Genomic DNA, 17645 nt, shown 5'->3' on the forward strand with positions numbered 1-17645 from the left:
TCATACTTCACCTTCACCCAACCAAAACTCATCCGGTAAAGGATCATTAAAATCATCACTCATCCAAATTTCCCCTTGGTTTAAGCCTAGCACCCGTTTTTTTGGTGTTTGTTCAGTTTCTTGGGTTTGGGTATATTTCTGTGCTAAAAATTCCACAAAATCTAGCACCTGTTGCAACTTCTCTGGTGGTAGAGTTTGTAACTTGGCGATTAATTCTGACTTAGTATCTACAACTTGGGCAGTCATCTTAACCTTCTCCTAATTGGGTGTCTTAACTTTATGTTAGTCATTAGTCATTAGTCATTAGTCAACAGTCCATAGTCAAAACTTATTCTCCTCTGCTTTCCCCAACTTGCCACTTCTGTCATAAAAAGGGAAAATCTGAGCAAGGAGATTCCGTTGCTCAGACTTGTTGGTGCTGTTCTGTGTCACGATATAACTACATTCAGCACTTTTGGGATTTCGCAAATTCCACAGAAACTAATTGATAAATTCTGGATTTGAAATATTGGCGCTACAAGCTCAGAAATTATAGATATTAACTTGACTTAATACTTGCTCATAAAATAAGATTATAGATTGTCTGTCTAATTACCTGCTCGGATCAGGTAGACATACTGCAAAGGCTGATAAATCAAAATTCAGCTACCTGTACGGCAACCTTTAAGGACAATTTCATGGCATACGCGATTATTGAGACTGGCGGCAAGCAAGTGCGAGTTGAGCCTGGTCGTTTTTACGATATTGAACTCCTCTCTGCCCAACCAGATGAACAAGTTACAATAGATTCTGTATTACTAGTGCAGAATGGTGGTGAAGTCACCATTGGACAGCCTCTAGTAGCTGGGGCAACAGTACAAGGAACAGTTCTGCGGCATCTAAGAGGTCGTAAAGTCCTGGTTTATAAGATGAAGCCTAAGAAGAAAACCCGCAAAAAACGGGGTCATCGCCAGGAAATTACCAGACTTTTAATTGATTCCATTACCCTGAACGGTACAGTGTTCACAGCAGAAGTTGCTGCAACTGCTGAGACTCCTGCTGCTACCCCAGAGACAGAAACGGCGGTTGCTGAATAATAGTAAAGAAGTAATAAAAAGGAAATTATGGCTCACAAGAAAGGAACAGGTAGTACACGTAACGGTCGTGATTCTAATGCCCAACGTTTGGGTGTAAAACGTTTCGGTGGACAAGTAGTCCGCGCTGGCAACATTCTCGTGCGTCAACGTGGAACCAAGTTTCATCCTGGTAATAACGTTGGTATCGGTAGCGATGATACTTTGTTTGCCTTGGTTGATGGTTTAGTTACCTTTGAAAGAAAAGGCAAGTCTCGTAAAAAAGTTAGTGTTTACCCCGCAGCTACTACAGAAGCAGTAGCCAGCTAAATCACTTTTGTAGTAAGAACTTTAGTCCTCTTGTTAGCACTGAAGTACTTACTACAAACTTAGTATGATCCTGTGGGTTAAAAGCATATTGATAAATGCACCTAAGCCAACCCCAGCAATTGAAAAAATCAATATAGCGATAAAAGTTTGCCATTCTGTAAAGCTATCTGATTGCAAGTCAATTCTGGCTAACAGAGCAGCACAAACGATAAGTAGTGCATCAAGAAATACACGAAACCAGGCTATCATCAGAAAAAAGAAAAATGCTCCTGCTACAGCAACAAAGAAACTTCTGATACTAGAAGCAAGCAAAACGTTAGAATAAATGGCAATATCAGAATAGGGAGCAGTGATAGTTCCTATCAAGAAAATTGTAGTTAAAGCAAGAGAAACCCAGGCAAACCAAGGGGCCTGCATATCAGATAAAACCCACCCCAACGTGCTGTAGCTCAACATTAATAGTAGTAGGGTTAGCCAGGGAAGTTTTTTTACAATTGACATGGGTTGGTATAACTGTTAACCACGAGCTTTACTCTGGAAAAATATTTCTTGAGATTTGAGGTTTCATTTCCAGGCAGGGGTAGCTTCGTTATGCTTACCTGACTTGGGAAGGTGAGAAAAACACACCCACCATTGATGCAGCAAAAAATCTGACTTACATGGATAGATTTTGACTGCGATCGCTTAGACTATTAGTTTATCATCCTATTTTTTCTAGTTGTAATCAATAGGTTGTCAAGCTCTGACAAAAGTTTAAACAATTTTTGCAGAGAATTACGGTAAAAACTAGTTAAATATTTAGTAAACATTTGTAAACTATTAGCAGCGAAGTTGCCACGTATCACATCGTGTTCAAGGAATGATCATGAAACAACTTGTTATCGCAGAGCGCGTATGCCTGATTGGCCATATCGTCTCGATGGTGTTTGGATTAGTAGGGATACTTTTAGTTGTACCTAATGCCGAAGTGCTTTTCCATCTCTCTGAGTTTGGCCAGAAAGCCATGCAGTGGAGTATGGCTGGTGGTGGTGTAGTTTACATGATTTTGGGTGCAGCAGCCGTATTTTTATATGCTCTGCGGACGTTGGGTTTGGGCCGTACTTTAGGTTTTATGCTACCTGCGGTATTGATATCCTTAACCAGTGAACTGCTAGGAACCAGCACAGGGTTTCCTTTTGGTCACTACAGTTATTTGAGTGGCTTAGGTTATAAAATTGCCGGGTTAGTACCATTTACAATTCCCTTATCTTGGTTTTATGTAGGATGTTCCTCCTACCTTTTGGGACGCGCTGGTTTAGAAGTAGATAAAAAACCCAGCTTGTTACGTCATTTGGGGGCGATTAGTTTAGGATCGTTACTGCTCACCTCTTGGGATTTTGTACTTGATCCTGCCATGAGCCAAACTTCCCTACCCTTCTGGTATTGGCAACAACCAGGAGCCTTTTTTGGGATGCCTTATCAAAACTTTGCAGGTTGGTTGGGTACAGGTGCAGTATTCATGACAGTGGCGGCTATTTTGTGGAGAAACCAGCCGATCAAATTTGAGCGATCGCAGCTTAATGTACCTTTAGCAGTTTACTTAGGCAACTTTGGTTTTGCTACCGTTATGAGCTTGGCAGCAGGGTTCTCTATTCCTGTAGTGTTGGGCATATTGACAGGTGTAGCCCCAGCTTTATTCCTGTGGTGGAAAGGCTCATCTGCATCAGGTCAAATTAGCGTGGAACCAACTGCACAGGAAGTCTCCATTGCCAGCATTAAAGTTGTTAATTAGTAACTAGGGAGAGATGAGGAAGATGAGGGAGATGAGGAAGATGTAGCTTTAGCTTCTCTTTCCTTCCGGGACACTTTGCGAACAGAGACGCTACGCGAACGCGCAGCGTATCCGCAGAATTCACCCGCAGGGTGGGAGAAATTCTGACTCAGCACGGGCTGAACGCCTCGCTTCCGCTAACATCACTCATCACTCATCACTACTCCATACCCAATTCAACATCAAAAACACTCTTGTTATATTAGCGATTCCCAGTTGCATAGTATTTTTATCGTGGACAACGCTTTGACAGCAGCAAGTGCTTTGGCGCTTCTGTTATTACTCATCCAAGTGCCAGCAACAGCAATTCTGCTGTCTCGTCTATTTAAGGGGCCAAGAAGATTACCGCCAATTCAGCCCCAACAACCAACACCAGAACTTTTAGGTAAGGTGAGCGTTGTCGTTCCTACACTCAATGAAGCCCTGCGTATCAGCCCTTTGTTAGCTGGGTTGAGCCGCCAAAGTTACGAAGTTCGGGAAGTAATTGTGGTAGACAGCAAATCCCAAGATGGGACTCCCGACTTAGTAAAAGCGGCGCAACAGAAAGACCCCCGTTTTCGCCTTATTAATGATGACCCTTTACCCGCCAATTGGGTTGGTAGACCTTGGGCATTGCATAACGGCTTTTTATATAGTTCCGAAGATAGTCAATGGTTTTTAGGGATGGATGCGGATACTCAGCCCCATCCTGGCTTAGTAGCTAGTTTGGTGAAGACAGCCGAGGCGCAGGGATATGACCTAGTTTCCCTTTCCCCCCAGTTCATCCTCCAGTATCCGGGTGAATGCTTACTGCAACCCGCCTTGCTGATGACTCTGCTTTTTCGATTTGACCCCGCAGGCGTGACCACAGACCAGCCAGAAAGGGTCATGGCAAATGGACAATGCTTTTTATGCCGTCGCTCTGTATTAGCGGCTGTGGGTGGCTACAGTAGCGCTAGTAGTTCCTTTTGTGATGATGTTACCCTAGCCCGTCATATTGCTGCCCAAGGGTTTAAGGTGGGTTTTGTAGACGGGGCTAAGGTTTTGAAAGTAAGAATGTATGAGGGGGCGTTAGAGACTTGGAAAGAATGGGGGCGCAGCCTTGACTTAAAAGATGCTTCTTCCCGCGCTCAAATTTGGGGGGATTTATGGTTACTATCAGCCGTGCAAGGTTTACCTCTATTAATCGTACTTGGTTACTTGGGTCTTGGTTCTCTGCCGATACTGTTACCCCTCAAGCTTTTATTCGGGTTAAATGTATTCTTACTGGTAATTCGCTTTGCGATGCTATTGGCGATCGCACCTTCCTATGATCGTAAAACAGCTAAAGGTGGCTGGCTGTTTTGGCTGTCACCCCTAGCCGATCCTCTAGCCGTACTGCGAATCTTCTTATCTGCATTCCGCACCCCCAAGGAATGGCGAGGGAGAAAATATAGTAAAGAGTAGGGAGTGCTGAGTACTGAGTGAGGAGTGTTGAGTGCTGTGTTAGCGGTAGCGGCGCGTTTAGCGCGTGCTGAGGTGAGTAAGAATTTCTTCCTTTTCTCCCTTGTCTCCCTCATCTCCCCCCACTCCCCACTCCCCCTTACTCATCCCCCACGCGATCGCCTCGCTCTAGCTCCCAGAGAATTTGATTACCCTCACGACGTACTCGTGAAACAATCCAGTTACGCCAGCGCCACTGATCCCCACGACTGGTGACAGCGCTGGCGTGGACATCCATTAAGTCTGCTAACTCCGAACTGGTGATGAGATAACCTTTTGCTGCAATTTCGTCCGCAATCCGCAGAGTTTCTACTAAGTTACGGAGTTGTTCTACCCGCTTTTCAGGGGGTTTTTCATCGTTTGTAGCCGCAGCGTGTGCGGTAGATGGTTCCATAGTGTTGATGTTTGACGCAGAAGTACTGATTTCTTGTGTCGTAGTGTGAACTATTGTAGAGTTTGTAACATTATTATGTACTTTTGCTACATCTATTTTGTTGAGATTAGGTAAAGATTTATGAGAATCAGCCTGGGATAGTTGTTGTAAGGATGGAATTTTACCAGTTGCAAAGGAGCGAGCAATCACATCACAACGCTCGTTACCAATGTTACCAGAATGACCGCGAACATGATGCCAATTTACTTTGCGGCTATTGAGTTCATCTAAAGTTTCCAAAAGGTCTTGATTTTGAACTGGGTTTCCATCAGCTTTTTTCCAACCCTTTTTTTTCCAACCTTTTACCCACTTGGTAACGCAGTTAATTAGGTATTCACTATCGGTATAGAGGGTAATTGGTTCAGCTTGTCCAGAGTCGTGCAGGAATTTGAGAGCTGCGATCGCTGCCTGCATCTCCATCTTATTATTAGTGGTATGGCTGGCTGCATCACCCATTTCGTGAACTGAACCATCATTGAAATAGACAACGACACCCCAGCCGCCAGGGCCGGGATTACCAGTACAAGCACCATCGGTGTATATGCTTTCGATTATCTGTTTAGGCATAGTAAAAATATCAAAGCACTGCGCTAATAGCTATTAGCCACGAATTTTTTTGAGCAATATCCAGGCTATTATACTTGTAAGTAATCCAGCGACAACGCTATAGACAAAGGCTTCTGTAAATAAAAATAATCTGTCTGGTTTTGGTGGATGTTGAGTCACCAAGATGGACGATGCGATTTGGCTGACGGCTAAACCAATACCCACACTACCGATGAGGTTTTCTAAATTGCGATCGCCTTTCGTGCGCTCAATCTCGATAATACCTTGTACAGTCTGAATATAATTTTCCATTAATGTTAAACCTGGACTGAAGTTAGCTTGGTCAGTTTCAATTTGTCCGAGAAACTTTTCCTGAGCATAGTTGCTGAAGGTTTCTAAGAATTGCCAATCGCTATGACTATCTAATTTGGTAATTGCCAGGTAACGTTTTTGATAATTTTCTATATTAACATTAATTGTGCGTTTTTGGTCATCTAAATAAGTTAAATTATTAGTATATTTTAATAATATTTCTGGTGTATCTTTAAGAAAATTATCTAATTTATTTATCTGAATACCCGGACTTTGCAAACTAGTATTCAAATTCTTAATTGTAGACTGGGCTAGTTTATCTGCTTGTTTTAAATTGTCTTTAATTTCCCGACTTTGGGAATTAGCCCAGATAATTTTATGACGATACCTAAAAAGCCTAATTAATTGAGGAAATAAAACTGCACTCTTTTCTATAACTGCATCAGTTTTCAGTTGAGAAGGAAACAAACAGATTAAAACATGATAACCATCACTCAATTTTTCCCTTGCTATAGGGAGTCGCCGCAGTTCAAATACAGTCCCGCCGAAAAACTTACCTTGTTGTTTAATAAAATCTTTGTCCCAATTTTGCTGATGGCTAAATTTTAATTGAGCATAACAAGCTTGGGCTGTGGCGAGAGGGTCTTGATTATCTGTAGCTAGTTGACCCCAAATTAACCAACTTTCACCAAGTTTACCATGTTGATGATTGATTTTAGTGAGAATTTCTGTTTGTAATTTCTCAAAACAATCAATCGATTGCGGTGAATATTTATAATCAGTTATATAATTAGCTGTGCAGTCTACTTGTAGGGCGTAAGTATCACCCAATTGGACAGGATAATAATATCCATTTAAAGGGTCTGGAAAACTCTCCTTTTCTTTACTACCTAATAGATGAATATAATCAGAACTATCTGCTTCGGCTTGTGCCAGTTCTGCTAATTTTTTATTATCTAACTTATCACCATAAACTTTTTGCCAAAATAGTTGACGATTTTCTTTTATCTTCGCCTCATCTTGTCCTAAACCTTCCTTGAGGTCATAGAGAAATAAATCCAGCGTAGGGTAAATTAATTGATACTGCTGATTCATAAAAAATGATTGTCTTGGATAACATCTTTTGCTGCTTTTACAGGGTTTTTAAGTCCTGTAAAATTTGCCGAAATAACAATAATAATTTATTCTGATCAACTTCTTGGTCAAACTTGACTAACTCATCTTCAATTTCTCTAGAAACATTTTCAATTTCTGTATTTTCTTGTTCTGGTTCGTATTTAGGTGAGCTTTCAATGCCTTTGCTGCGGTATTTAGACATTGCCGCTATCTTGTCATACACTTGGTAGTATGTTGTTTTTAGGGGAGGATAGCTTTTAGCAATTTCGGCTAGTTCTTCAATATCCCCAGGAAGATTTATTGTGTTTAGCTTTGCCTGGATATCATCAGGTAATGGAGAATTAAGTTGATATAGCGACAAAATAAAGACTTTTAATTCAAAGGCTTCTATTGGTGTCATGATGGAAAAATGCCAGTAATGGTAAACGCTGCCCAGAAATAAGGGTGATTATATAGTTGGTTGCCGGGTTTTTGCTGATTCTTAAGGTTTTCTAAACGGCGTAACCAGAAGCGCCGCAATGCACCTTCTGGCAAATTGTTGATTTCATCTGCATACCATTCTGCTAATTCTGCATTTGTGAGGTTTCGCAACCATTGGATAGTTTCAACCAAAGCCACGGCTGCTGATTTACCTTGCTGTAATAATTGATAAAATCGCATCATCACCACTGCACTAGCTTCAGATTCCACAGTCCATAAGGTACTGAGGACATGAGCCACACCGCAACCCATAAAACCGCTTACCAGTCCCACATATTCTGAAGTGATGGTGTGATTACCTGTAATTGCAGTTTCGCAAGCTGCAAGGCTGACGAGTTGATAGCTTGTCAAATCAAAATTGCGGATATCTGCCAAAGTTAGCCTGTCTTCACCAGCTAAAGCCAAAAACGATAAAGCGGGATTGTGAAAGTTATACTCACCATGCCCTGTAAAGTGGAAAATATTGTAACCTTGGGGCAAAGCATTGAGCAATGCTCGCTTTGTTACTTCCTCAGAACCCATGCGGTGAGGATGGGGAAACATCTGGCTGATGACTTGTGATTCAATTTGGGCAAACTCCAGTGAGGGATAACCTATACTTTCGGGATGTTCTACACTCAATAGAGATGATTCGGGAATTGATTTGAGATTTGTTGGCTGTAATTGTTGTAAATTGATGCCAATTTGAGCGCTAGGTAAATAACTGATTGTGTATTGTGGCGGGAAGATGGCATGGATAGGTAAGCGGTGCAAATCACGATGAGGAATTAAAATTAGCTGCTGAATATCAGGAATTTCCTCAACAATAGCTTTGATATTGAGAATATCAGCTAGGATAGAAAGCATTTGCGGCAAATTATCACGCCAAGTTCCCGCTTCCTCGTCTTTCTTTCCCTTACGATTATCAGTGTATTGTTGATTCCAATTTTTCAGCCAGTCCTCAAAATTCCGTAGGCGTTGCGCTTGTCTGATAACGCCGTTTTCTTCAGTCAACTGAGATTCTTTTAATAAAATTGGTTCTGGTGTGTCGTGTTTGAGGATGAAAGTGTGTAGCGCGTAAAAGCTCAGATGCCAGTAGATAATAGCTGTTGTGGGGTTTAGCAGTTGTCGCATTTGTGAGTAGCTGGGGGAAGAAATCTCATCACTCCACTCATCTAACAACCAACTCAAGCAAGCATTTTTCCCCTGTTCTGCTAATTCCACCGCTTGCAACAACTCCCCAGACTGGACAGCTAAATCAACAGTCAACTGTCGCAGCCATGCAAATTTTAAAGCCAGTTGTTTTTTGCTTTTATCAGAGCGATTTGGTTCATCGAGTAAACGCCGTAAAATATCGGTTGCTTGTCGTTGGAGTTCTGCGGCTTCAGTTGTTTCACCCAAATCAGAATGGACACGAATTAAATTTTGTAAAACTTCCAAATGCAACTCAGGGAAATCAGATGGTGTGAGAGTTTTTAGCGCCTCATTATAACTAGTAACGGCCTTGCGCCAATAACTGCGAGGACGAGAATCTTCTTTTCCTCGAAAGTAATGAGCATTACCTATCGCTTGATGCAACAATCCCCAACCTTCAGGGTATGTGTCTCGCTGACAATACTTCAAACCTTCTTCATAACTTATTAAGCTTCCCTCATAACCACGTTGGTTAAGGTGAGGATTTTGCCTAGCAAAATAATTACACAGAGCTAAAAATTCATTACAACTAACTGAATTTCCTACTGCAACACCCCGATTAATCCAAGTTGCGTGGTCGTCTGCTTTAATACTGAGACTATAATCGTAAGACGCGATTGCTTCTTCCCATTGCCCTAAATGATACAGTGCAATACCCTTGTTTAGCCATGCCTGGTAGTCATCGGATTGAATTTTCAGGGCTTTGTCAAAAGATGCGATCGCTTCTTCCCATTGCCCTAAATCATCCAGTGCATTACCTCGGTTGTGCCATGCTTGGTAGTAGTCTGGTTGAATTTCCAACGCTTTGTCGTAAGATGCGATCTCTTGTTGATATTCCCCTAAATTGCCTAGTGCATTACCCCGGTTGTGCCATGCTTGGTAGTAGTCTGGTTGAATTTCCAACGCTTTGTCGTAAGATGCGATCGCTTGTTCATATTCCTCTAAATTGCCTAGTGCATTACCCCGGTTGTGCCATGCTTGGTAGTAGTCTGGTTGAATTTCCAACGCTTTGTCGTAAGATGCGATCGCTTGTTCATATTCCTCTAAATTGCCTAGTGCATTACCCCGGTTGTGCCATGCTTGGTAGTAGTCTGGTTGAATTTCCAACGCTTTGTCGTAAGATGCGATCGCTTGTTCATATTCCCCTAAATTCTTCAGCGCGACACCCCTGTTGTACCATGCTTGGTAGTAGTCTTGTTGAATATTGAGAGCTTTGTCAAAAGATGAGATCGCTTGTTTATATTGCCCTAAATTGCCCAGTGCTAAACCCAGGTTGAACCAAGTTTTATAGTCATCAGGTTTGATTGTGAATTGTAAGACTTGAGTGAAAGCTGTGTTAAAGGATGCGTTTGCTTCTTCATATCGCCCTAACTGACGCAACGCCACACCGCGATTTTGCCAAGCATCAGAGAAATCGCGTTTAATTTCAATAGCTTTGTCGTAAGATGCGATAGCCTGTTCATATAATCCCAAATTTGCCAACGCCACACCTTGATTAAACCAATCCTCTGCATCCAACTCACCACTATTAAATTGATTATTTGTTTCTCCTTCCTCTGTGTCCTCTGCGTCTGTGTGGTTCCTTTCTCCTCCCTCCTGTAACCGCCTCCCAATCTCACCCGCCACATCTCCCACTTCCCCAACATTCAACACAGCCAACTGCACCATTCGCCGTGCTAACTCATCATTGGGTGTAAGAGAGGCTAACAACCTTTGACCAAAACCCTGCAACCACCCAACCAACGCCGCCTCATTAATGGGCTTTGCATCCAAAAAACCTTGTACCCGTCCTCTACTCCAGCCTTCATCATTCACCCCTGCTAATAGCTGGAGAAATATCGACTCATACTCCGCATCTGTTAGCTGGGGTGCTTCTACTCTCTCCGTTTCCCGCACAGGAGGAGATACAGGTAATTTCTGACTACCCAATAAACGCCGCAACAATCGTTTAAACCACTGCCAAAGCCGCTTGAGCATACACTGTATTATGTATCGCTTTATGCTAAATTTTAGCGGTTTTGAGTTTTCTTGTACGCTTTACTAAATAAAATCAGGAGCGACAAATTGAGTTTTTGATGAGCCAGGGGGTAAGCGGGAGCAAGCAAGAACTGAAGTTACAATTAAATGAACGTGGTGAACTACCAATAGCAACACCAGCAGCGAATAAGAAAGTTGAAATTTCACTGACTGATCACAACTGCTGGGAAGTTAAATCAGGAGATGGTTAGATGAATCTTGAAGAAGCAGTGTTAGAAAGATTACGCCACTTACCTGTGGATAAACAGCAGCAACTATTAGAATTTGCCGAATTTTTGTCTCAAAAAACTACTTTTAAGCCTCCTTTACAGACTGTTAGAGGATTATGTGCTGATTTAAAAGTAGATATTACTGAAGAAGATATCGCTCAAGCGCGTCAAGAAATGTGGGGTAATTTCCCCAGGGATATCGTTTGATGACATCAGTAGTAGCAGATACACATACTTTAATTTGGTACGTTTTTGACTTGCAGAGATTGTCAGCAGCCGCATTAACTGCTTTGGAACAAGCAGTTAATACAGGTAATCCTATTTACGTATCAGCTATCACAATCATAGAAATTGCTTATCTAGTTGAGAAAGGACGTTTTGCTGAAGAGGTATTAGCACGAATTTTAAAAGCTTTGGATGACCCCAATATAGGTATTGTACTTGTACCTCTAGATAGGAATGTTTCAGGGGTAATTCGACAAATTGACCGGGTAGCTGTTCCTGATATGCCTGATAGAATTATTGCGGCTACAGCTTTTTATTTGGGTATTCCTTTAGTTACTCGTGATTTACGGATTCAAGCTTTAACCACTATAAAAACTATTTGGTGAAAAAAAGCCAAAATTCTTGAACTACTAAATCTGAGTTCCCCAAAACGTTTTGAGTATTTTTCGCTGTTGCTCAATTAAAGTGATTTGCTGTGATTTTAGGTACTTATTGATCCCCCCTACACCCCTTTTAAGGGAGATTCAGGGGGATCTAATTAGTTACTCTCCTTCACTTCCAGCGTTGACTCCGCAGTCCTTCCAAATTCTTCTGGTGCATATTGCAGGTGAACCTCTGCACCAGGCCAGGAAAATGTACCAGGGGTAACGGAACGAACTAAATAATGTAAGCTGTAAACTCCTGGTTCTAGGTGGTCGGCATAGGCGATAATGCGATCGCGGTAAATATTGCGATAACCAAGTTCCCAGCTATCGGCTTTGGCTTGTAATGCGGCTGTGGTGGTTTGGAAACTTGTGTCAACGGCTTCTAAACCTGCTGGTAGGGGATCTTTAATTACTAGGTGGTTTACAGGGCGATCGCAAATTATTTCTAAGCCAATATCAAACACTTGTCCAGGGGCTAAAGTCAAGGGTTTATCTAAGGCGTAGATACCTGTTTTTTGTAAAACCTCCTGTGCATTTACTTGACTAATTTCTCTTGTTATGCGTAAGCCGTTAAAGCGTCCTGGTTGGTTTCCTTGCAAACGATAGTTATAAGCCAGCAAATAGTGCAGAGTCCCATTACCCGATTTTTGCAGTGTCACATCATGACGACCACGGGGTAATTGATTCATTGGTACATTTAACTGGAGGCTAGGATTTTGATAGCCTGCAAAGCGATTTTCTCCTAACTTCCTACCAGCTAACTGCACTGTGGCGACAAAATTAGGTGGTGTAGGTTGGAGTTGGCTATATTCTACCAAAGCTGTTAATGCTTGGGCGTTGTCATAATCATTTTGCCATGTGCCATCTCGGCGTAGTGCGAGAAGACTTTGCAGTAATTTATCTATCACTTCCGGCTGGCTTTGTTTGGCAATAAATAAGCGTAAAGCTTGCGCTTGTGCTGTAGTAGATGAACTCATCCATCCCCAACTTGAGGGTAAGGTAATAACGGCTGTGCGTCCAGTTTGGTAAATGTTTTGTTGCAGTTTATTTAGTAATTGCTGAGATTCGTCTTGCCATTCTGGGAATTGAGTTAAGTACCGCGCTAGTTTGATTTGAGTTACTAAATCAAAGTCGTTACGTTGTGCGTAAATATCGGTAAGGAAAGTATTTCGCTTATCTCCCAATTCTGCTAATGCAATTAAAGCCTGAAGTTGTAGTTGTCTTTTACATAGTTGTTGTGTACAAAAGTTGTGCTGTCCAGGGTTTGCTAGAATTTTTTGCAAATAAGTTTCGAGGCGAGATAGCATTCCAGAATCGACTGAATTAGGAAATACCTGACTGGCTTTGACTAAAGATTCAGCCGCATAAGCAGAAACCCAAGGGTCAGATTTTTCTTGTCCGGGGAAAGCAGCAAAACCACCATCGGCTATTTGTAGTTTTTGCAATTGTTCTATTGCTAAATTCGCTTGTTGGTTAGGGTTAAAATCTGCAAATGCCTGTCCATATTTTTGGGCAATCTTTTGTAAATTTGTAGCAATAATTAATTGACTAGCTGCTGGTTCTGTAAATGGTAAATCATTATTAGTTAGTACCTGTTTTGCTGGTGCTTTAATTTCGGGAATTAATGTACTCGCAAGTTGAATATCTAAACCTCCAGCTTCCATAAAGGTATTTTGATCAACATTCAAGGGAATTTTTACCTGCTTTTGGCTGACACCAGTTTCCACTACTTGTTCAGTAATTTCTATTGGCTTCACTTCCAAAGGTACGGCGAAAGCATCGGCGGCTGTACCATTTAACTGAGTGGTGAAGCGGACTGTACCAAGCCCCACCTTATCGGCTACCATTGGGAAACGATAAGCCTGAGTTGCAGATTCAGCTTTGGTTTGTAGGCTAGTAGCTGTGGGATTTTTACTGTTAAACTTGACAGTACCGCTAAGTTCACCGTTAATTTCGAGGTTTCCAGTATTTCCGGTGTTGTTAGTTACCGATAAACCAGCGAGAATGTGATCGCCTGGACGGACAAACTGTGGCAAGATGGCATTAGTTAGCAGTGGTTTGGTAGTGATAAATGTCGCGTCTCCATTGCCAAAACGCAGATTTCCATCGGTAGCCACAGCCATAACTCGCCATGTAGTTAAATCATCGGGTAACTTAAAGGTTATCTGTGCATTGCCGTTAGCGTCGGTAAGTACAGAACCGTTGTAATAAGCTAAAGCTTGAAAGTCCGTGCGGGTGCGAGTATTTGCAGCACCAGAGGAGAAACCACCGCCATAACCCCAACCTTTGGGTTTGGCTATATCTTGTGGTTGTATGATGACTTGGGGACGGTTATCACTAAAGCGGGTGGATATTGGCTGTTCTGCGTAAACTGTATCTACCAAATTCGGCGGACGATAACCAGAAAGCTGTAACACCGCCTCATTTACCACCATAACGGTAAACTGTCCTTTGGTGGAGTTTCCTTGATTATCTTTTAATTCTAGTTGTACTGTTTCCTCTGCACCCGGTTCTAATGATGCTTGCACTGGCTTCACTTGCAATTTTAAATATTTATCTTGCAAGTTGACTTTAAAAGGAGTAAAGCCAATTTTCACCAATTTATCTAAACTACCTACATCTACTTGATTAATAGGTTTACCCTGTCTAACTAACACAGCTTCAACGGCTGCATTAGGTAGCATTTCCGGCGTAACTTGAAACTGAATTTGTGGTGCGCTTCCTTTAACTTTGGTAAGTTGTTGATAAATGGGTTGATCTTTGATTATGGCAAAATATAATTCTGCATCAGGATAGGGAGATTGAATTAAAGCGGTGGCAGTTTCCCCCACTTTAAACTCTTTTTTATCTAGCTTAACTTCTAAGACATTTTTATCTCTATCACCCCAAAATACTTCATTTCCTCCAGTTACCCAAATCTGTGCATCTGTAGCAGTTAATTCTGATTTGGCATCACTAAAATTAACCCTAATACGATATGCACCAGATTCAGTTGGTGTTAAATTTACTGATTGAGGGTTATTTGTAGATGTAATTTCTGTTTGGGCAACTGTTTTATACTCAACTTGATTTTTTGGTGTTTGGCTACCTTCTACCAATTGCGTAACACTGCTATATTTTATCTGTTGTAATTCTACATGTACACGTTGACCTGTGATTGGTTTCCCTGTAGGTTCAGTAACAACCACTTCAATAGGAAAAGCTTTCCCAGCATCAGCGATAAAATTATTTTTTAAGCCAATCAAACGATTACTAGGCAAAGCTGTAAAGGTTTTAGAATTAGCTACAGAAAGATTAGATACATCTGCAACTTGCACATCCACCTGGTAATTCATTGGATAAGGTAAATCCTTAGCCACAGTTACCGCCTGACTACTTTTACCATTAGCATCTAATTGGCTATTAGTTTGTGATACTTCAGTCGGGACAGTAGGAGTTTCTTCCGGCCAAAACCATTGGCGACCAAAAGTAAATTCTTCCCAACCTTTAGGGATAAAATTAGTCTGTTGGCGAGTCACGAAATATTTTGCTTCACCACCCTCTACAGGCGCACCAAATAAATAATTACTTGCTGTACTAATGCCAACTTGATCATCAATATAAGCGAATTGTTTGTCTAAGTTAACCTCGACTTTAAAGTTTGGTGGTTTAAACTCAGCTACGCGAAACTCTCCAGAAATCTCTAGTCCATTTTTGCCCTTAGCTTGAATTGTGTAGTAGCCTAAACGCTGATTTTTGTTAATTGGTAATTCTAGAGAGAATGTCCCGAATTCATTTGTCGTTTGCGTACCTAAATCAGTCTTCTGTCCATCGGTATTGATTAAAGTTAATTGATAAACAGCATTTTTATCTTGTTGAATTACTCCATTTTGTAAATAATCAGCCACCCCAGTAAACCAAGCTTTTTCTCCTGGTTGATATAACTGCCTATCTGAAAAAATTACCCCGCGTGACTCTGGTTTCCCATCTTGCCAACCTGCATCAATACCATATCCATAAATTCCACTATATTCTTCAGTTCTAGTAAAAGCCCAATCTTGATTTTCCTTGGCAATGACTAATAACTCTGGTGCTTTTTTACTAGAATTACATCGCTGCATCTCCTCACGATTAATTCTCAAAGTTCCATTTTCATCAGTTTTACCTACTGCACAAGGTACAGGTTCAGGACGAGATTTTGCTTGTAGGTTTGATTGATAAATTTCAATATTTGCCCCTTTAACTGGCGCACCATCTGTTAAATGATTTACGCGAATTAAACCAGACTCAGGGAACCATTGAGTAAAGACACCCAAATTCGTCAGTTCTACCAAGCCGTAAGTCGTAGGTTCTCGCCAAAGTTCTTTACCATTATCTAGATATTTATTAGTACGTGCTTGCACTCCATAGGCTAACATGCCAGTATTAGCGTTGAGTTTGTCTCGCAGAGGAACAGTCACATCAATTGATTGATTTTTCTTAGCTGCTACTTTGAAGCTTTGCCATTCAGTAGGTTTTGCTAATAAATCATTAGCATAATTAAAATAAACTAAATCTGTAGGGTTAACTACCTGATAAGCAGCTTTATATTTAGATTCAGGTAAATTAACAGTGCTAATATTTAACTGTAAATTCTTACTCGCAGGGAAAATATTCAAGTCTGAGGGAACCCAAATATCCCCAGCTAAATCTCCAGTATCATATTTAAGCGTGATGGGTTTACCCAAAGTTTGCCCAAACTTATCCTTAAGGTTTTCACTTATAGTAATTGTATAACTCTTAGCAGGTTCTAAAACATAAGGATTAATCCCGACAACTCTATCTTCGTCATTTACTCGTAAGATTCTAGAGATATCTTTTGGTACAGGATTAATTTTGATGTTTTCTTTAGCTGAATCTGCCAATAAAATATTATTAAATTCTAATTGCGGACTACCTTTGATAAACCTTCCATAGGTTCCCCCTGCATCCGGTTGTCCGTAAAAGCTGATTTTTTGAAATGCTAAAGGTGAATAAGTCTCCAACTTACTAGCAAATTCTTTCTCTGTGGGTAAATTGCCATAAGCCGGACGAATACCTGGAGAAAATACTAGGCGGTAATTAGTGGCTTTTTCTAAATTTTCTTGGGGAATAAGATTATAAATCCAATTGCGGGCTGAGGGGTCAAGTTTATTTAAAGGTTCTTCATTATCTGAAGGCTTATCTTCCTTGTTTAAGGTAACTTGAAAACGCACACCCTTATTTTTACCTTCCGGTATTAACTGTAAATGTTTTTGTACAGATTGTATATCTAACTCGACATTAGAAGTAAACTGTAATCTTGGTTTGACATCTATAGGTTCAGTATCAGCTTTCTCTATAGGATTCACACCGGGTAAGTTAGTAAGATTGATAGCCTCAGTATTAAAAGTCCAAGATAAATCTTTGTTTAACCGATGATTTTTTAAATCTGCTAAATCTGCTTTGAGAGTAACTTGTAATCGGGTAGCAATTGGCAATGCTTTATCAGCTTGAAATCCCACCATGCGCGGCGTTAAAAAGCGAAATTGCCCTGGTAATGGCGGCCAAAGCGCAAACTTTTGTAATAAATCCTGTTGTTGTGGACTGTCTAAACTTTCAACTGGAATTAAAGCCTCTTGAAAACGAATCCGAATTTGATTAGTTGTTTTAGCTTCCCCAATAGGACTAATTTGTTCAATCCAATCTGGTAATTGTGGTGGTTTCAGTGATAACACTGTTGGTAATTGTTCCCTACCTGAATTAATCCCAAAAAAACTACACCCTCCTATCCCTAACACCAACACCACAACAAAAAAACACCGTATAAAAGCTCTAATAATCATATTTTTATAAACTCTAAAATCCAGCAATTAACTCACACCTTCACTCTCAAACTCCGCGCCCCTCTGCGTTTAAAAAATAAAACTTATTCCCATAGATACCCAATTAAAAGCAGTTGTTCCAAAAACAACTACAATCCTTAACAATGAATTAGTTTTTAACTTTTATAAACAAAATTATTCAGGAATCGAATTATTTCCTGTTGTAGCTATCATT

General features: G+C 40.9%; 14 protein-coding genes. 7 read left to right on the top strand and 7 right to left on the bottom strand.

What is annotated here, in order from left to right:
• A complete protein-coding gene (locus NSMS1_RS02810) occupies nucleotides 1-246 on the bottom strand; it encodes a DUF2281 domain-containing protein (RefSeq protein WP_224090780.1) in 246 nt (81 codons plus the stop codon).
• A gap of 431 nt (nucleotides 247-677) precedes the next feature.
• Between NSMS1_RS02810 and rplU the strand changes: the two genes are divergently transcribed.
• Entirely contained in the window at nucleotides 678-1076 is a 399-nt protein-coding gene (rplU, locus tag NSMS1_RS02815; RefSeq protein ID WP_224090782.1) for a 50S ribosomal protein L21, read from the top strand.
• A 27-nt stretch (nucleotides 1077-1103) separates the two neighbouring features.
• Nucleotides 1104-1382 carry a 50S ribosomal protein L27 gene (gene rpmA / locus NSMS1_RS02820; RefSeq protein ID WP_224090786.1) on the top strand — a complete coding sequence of 93 codons (279 nt, stop codon included), beginning with the start codon at nucleotides 1104-1106 and terminating at the stop codon, nucleotides 1380-1382.
• Nucleotides 1383-1433: 51 nt separating this feature from the next.
• Here rpmA and NSMS1_RS02825 read toward each other — a convergent pair whose 3' ends face one another.
• A complete protein-coding gene (locus NSMS1_RS02825; RefSeq protein ID WP_224090787.1) occupies nucleotides 1434-1883 on the bottom strand; it encodes a hypothetical protein in 450 nt (149 codons plus the stop codon).
• Nucleotides 1884-2247: 364 nt separating this feature from the next.
• Here NSMS1_RS02825 and cruF point away from each other — a divergent pair, with 364 nt between their 5' ends.
• Together cruF and cruG are read left to right on the top strand one after the other, a co-directional pair.
• Nucleotides 2248-3153, top strand: a complete 906-nt coding sequence (gene cruF / locus NSMS1_RS02830; RefSeq protein WP_224090788.1) for a gamma-carotene 1'-hydroxylase CruF — start codon at nucleotides 2248-2250, stop codon at nucleotides 3151-3153.
• A gap of 273 nt (nucleotides 3154-3426) precedes the next feature.
• Nucleotides 3427-4617, top strand: a complete 1191-nt coding sequence (cruG, locus tag NSMS1_RS02835) for a 2'-O-glycosyltransferase CruG (protein ID WP_224090789.1) — start codon at nucleotides 3427-3429, stop codon at nucleotides 4615-4617.
• Nucleotides 4618-4753: 136 nt separating this feature from the next.
• Here the strand turns inward: cruG and rnhA are convergent, their stop codons facing one another.
• From rnhA to NSMS1_RS02855, 4 genes are read right to left on the bottom strand one after another with little or no spacing between them, the layout of a single operon-like run.
• Nucleotides 4754-5653, bottom strand: coding sequence for a ribonuclease HI (rnhA, locus tag NSMS1_RS02840; protein ID WP_224090794.1), 900 nt, complete (start codon nucleotides 5651-5653; stop codon nucleotides 4754-4756).
• A 33-nt stretch (nucleotides 5654-5686) separates the two neighbouring features.
• Nucleotides 5687-7039 (bottom strand): hypothetical protein, encoded by a 1353-nt coding sequence (locus NSMS1_RS02845; protein WP_224090796.1) that lies wholly within the window; start codon nucleotides 7037-7039, stop codon nucleotides 5687-5689.
• 37 nt (nucleotides 7040-7076) lie between these two features.
• Nucleotides 7077-7460, bottom strand: a complete 384-nt coding sequence (locus NSMS1_RS02850) for a hypothetical protein (RefSeq protein ID WP_224090798.1) — start codon at nucleotides 7458-7460, stop codon at nucleotides 7077-7079.
• Entirely contained in the window at nucleotides 7457-10690 is a 3234-nt protein-coding gene (locus tag NSMS1_RS02855; RefSeq protein WP_224090800.1) for a tetratricopeptide repeat protein, read from the bottom strand. Before NSMS1_RS02855 ends, NSMS1_RS02850 begins: the two co-directional genes overlap by 4 nt.
• A 98-nt stretch (nucleotides 10691-10788) precedes the next feature.
• Here NSMS1_RS02855 and NSMS1_RS02860 point away from each other — a divergent pair, with 98 nt between their 5' ends.
• Genes NSMS1_RS02860 through NSMS1_RS02870 form a run of 3 tightly spaced genes read left to right on the top strand, consistent with a single transcriptional unit; the run spans nucleotide 10789 to nucleotide 11570 of the window.
• Nucleotides 10789-10941, top strand: a complete 153-nt coding sequence (locus NSMS1_RS02860; RefSeq protein ID WP_224090802.1) for a hypothetical protein — start codon at nucleotides 10789-10791, stop codon at nucleotides 10939-10941.
• On the top strand, nucleotides 10942-11166 hold the full coding sequence (locus NSMS1_RS02865) for a hypothetical protein (RefSeq protein WP_224090804.1): 225 nt from the start codon (nucleotides 10942-10944) through the stop codon (nucleotides 11164-11166). It abuts the gene before it with no gap.
• Entirely contained in the window at nucleotides 11166-11570 is a 405-nt protein-coding gene (locus NSMS1_RS02870) for a type II toxin-antitoxin system VapC family toxin (RefSeq protein WP_224090806.1), read from the top strand. Before NSMS1_RS02865 ends, NSMS1_RS02870 begins: the two co-directional genes overlap by 1 nt.
• Nucleotides 11571-11722: 152 nt before the next feature.
• Here NSMS1_RS02870 and NSMS1_RS02875 read toward each other — a convergent pair whose 3' ends face one another.
• On the bottom strand, nucleotides 11723-17431 hold the full coding sequence (locus NSMS1_RS02875; RefSeq protein ID WP_224090808.1) for an alpha-2-macroglobulin family protein: 5709 nt from the start codon (nucleotides 17429-17431) through the stop codon (nucleotides 11723-11725).
• Nucleotides 17432-17645: the final 214 nt, after the last annotated feature.

The sequence above is a fragment of the Nostoc sp. MS1 genome (assembly GCF_019976755.1).
GTDB lineage: Bacteria > Cyanobacteriota > Cyanobacteriia > Cyanobacteriales > Nostocaceae > Trichormus.

Bases quoted from the DNA above. Each gene is read 5' to 3' on its own strand.
- NSMS1_RS02810 (WP_224090780.1), bottom strand. From the start codon at position 246: ATGACTGCCCAAGTTGTAGATACTAAGTCAGAATTAATCGCCAAGTTA.
- rplU (WP_224090782.1), top strand. From the start codon at position 678: ATGGCATACGCGATTATTGAGACTGGCGGCAAGCAAGTGCGAGTTGAG.
- rpmA (WP_224090786.1), top strand. From the start codon at position 1,104: ATGGCTCACAAGAAAGGAACAGGTAGTACACGTAACGGTCGTGATTCT.
- NSMS1_RS02825 (WP_224090787.1), bottom strand. From the start codon at position 1,883: ATGTCAATTGTAAAAAAACTTCCCTGGCTAACCCTACTACTATTAATG.
- cruF (WP_224090788.1), top strand. From the start codon at position 2,248: ATGAAACAACTTGTTATCGCAGAGCGCGTATGCCTGATTGGCCATATC.
- rnhA (WP_224090794.1), bottom strand. From the start codon at position 5,653: ATGCCTAAACAGATAATCGAAAGCATATACACCGATGGTGCTTGTACT.
- NSMS1_RS02845 (WP_224090796.1), bottom strand. From the start codon at position 7,039: ATGAATCAGCAGTATCAATTAATTTACCCTACGCTGGATTTATTTCTC.
- NSMS1_RS02850 (WP_224090798.1), bottom strand. From the start codon at position 7,460: ATGACACCAATAGAAGCCTTTGAATTAAAAGTCTTTATTTTGTCGCTA.
- NSMS1_RS02855 (WP_224090800.1), bottom strand. From the start codon at position 10,690: ATGCTCAAGCGGCTTTGGCAGTGGTTTAAACGATTGTTGCGGCGTTTA.
- NSMS1_RS02860 (WP_224090802.1), top strand. From the start codon at position 10,789: ATGAGCCAGGGGGTAAGCGGGAGCAAGCAAGAACTGAAGTTACAATTA.
- NSMS1_RS02865 (WP_224090804.1), top strand. From the start codon at position 10,942: ATGAATCTTGAAGAAGCAGTGTTAGAAAGATTACGCCACTTACCTGTG.
- NSMS1_RS02870 (WP_224090806.1), top strand. From the start codon at position 11,166: ATGACATCAGTAGTAGCAGATACACATACTTTAATTTGGTACGTTTTT.
- NSMS1_RS02875 (WP_224090808.1), bottom strand. From the start codon at position 17,431: ATGATTATTAGAGCTTTTATACGGTGTTTTTTTGTTGTGGTGTTGGTG.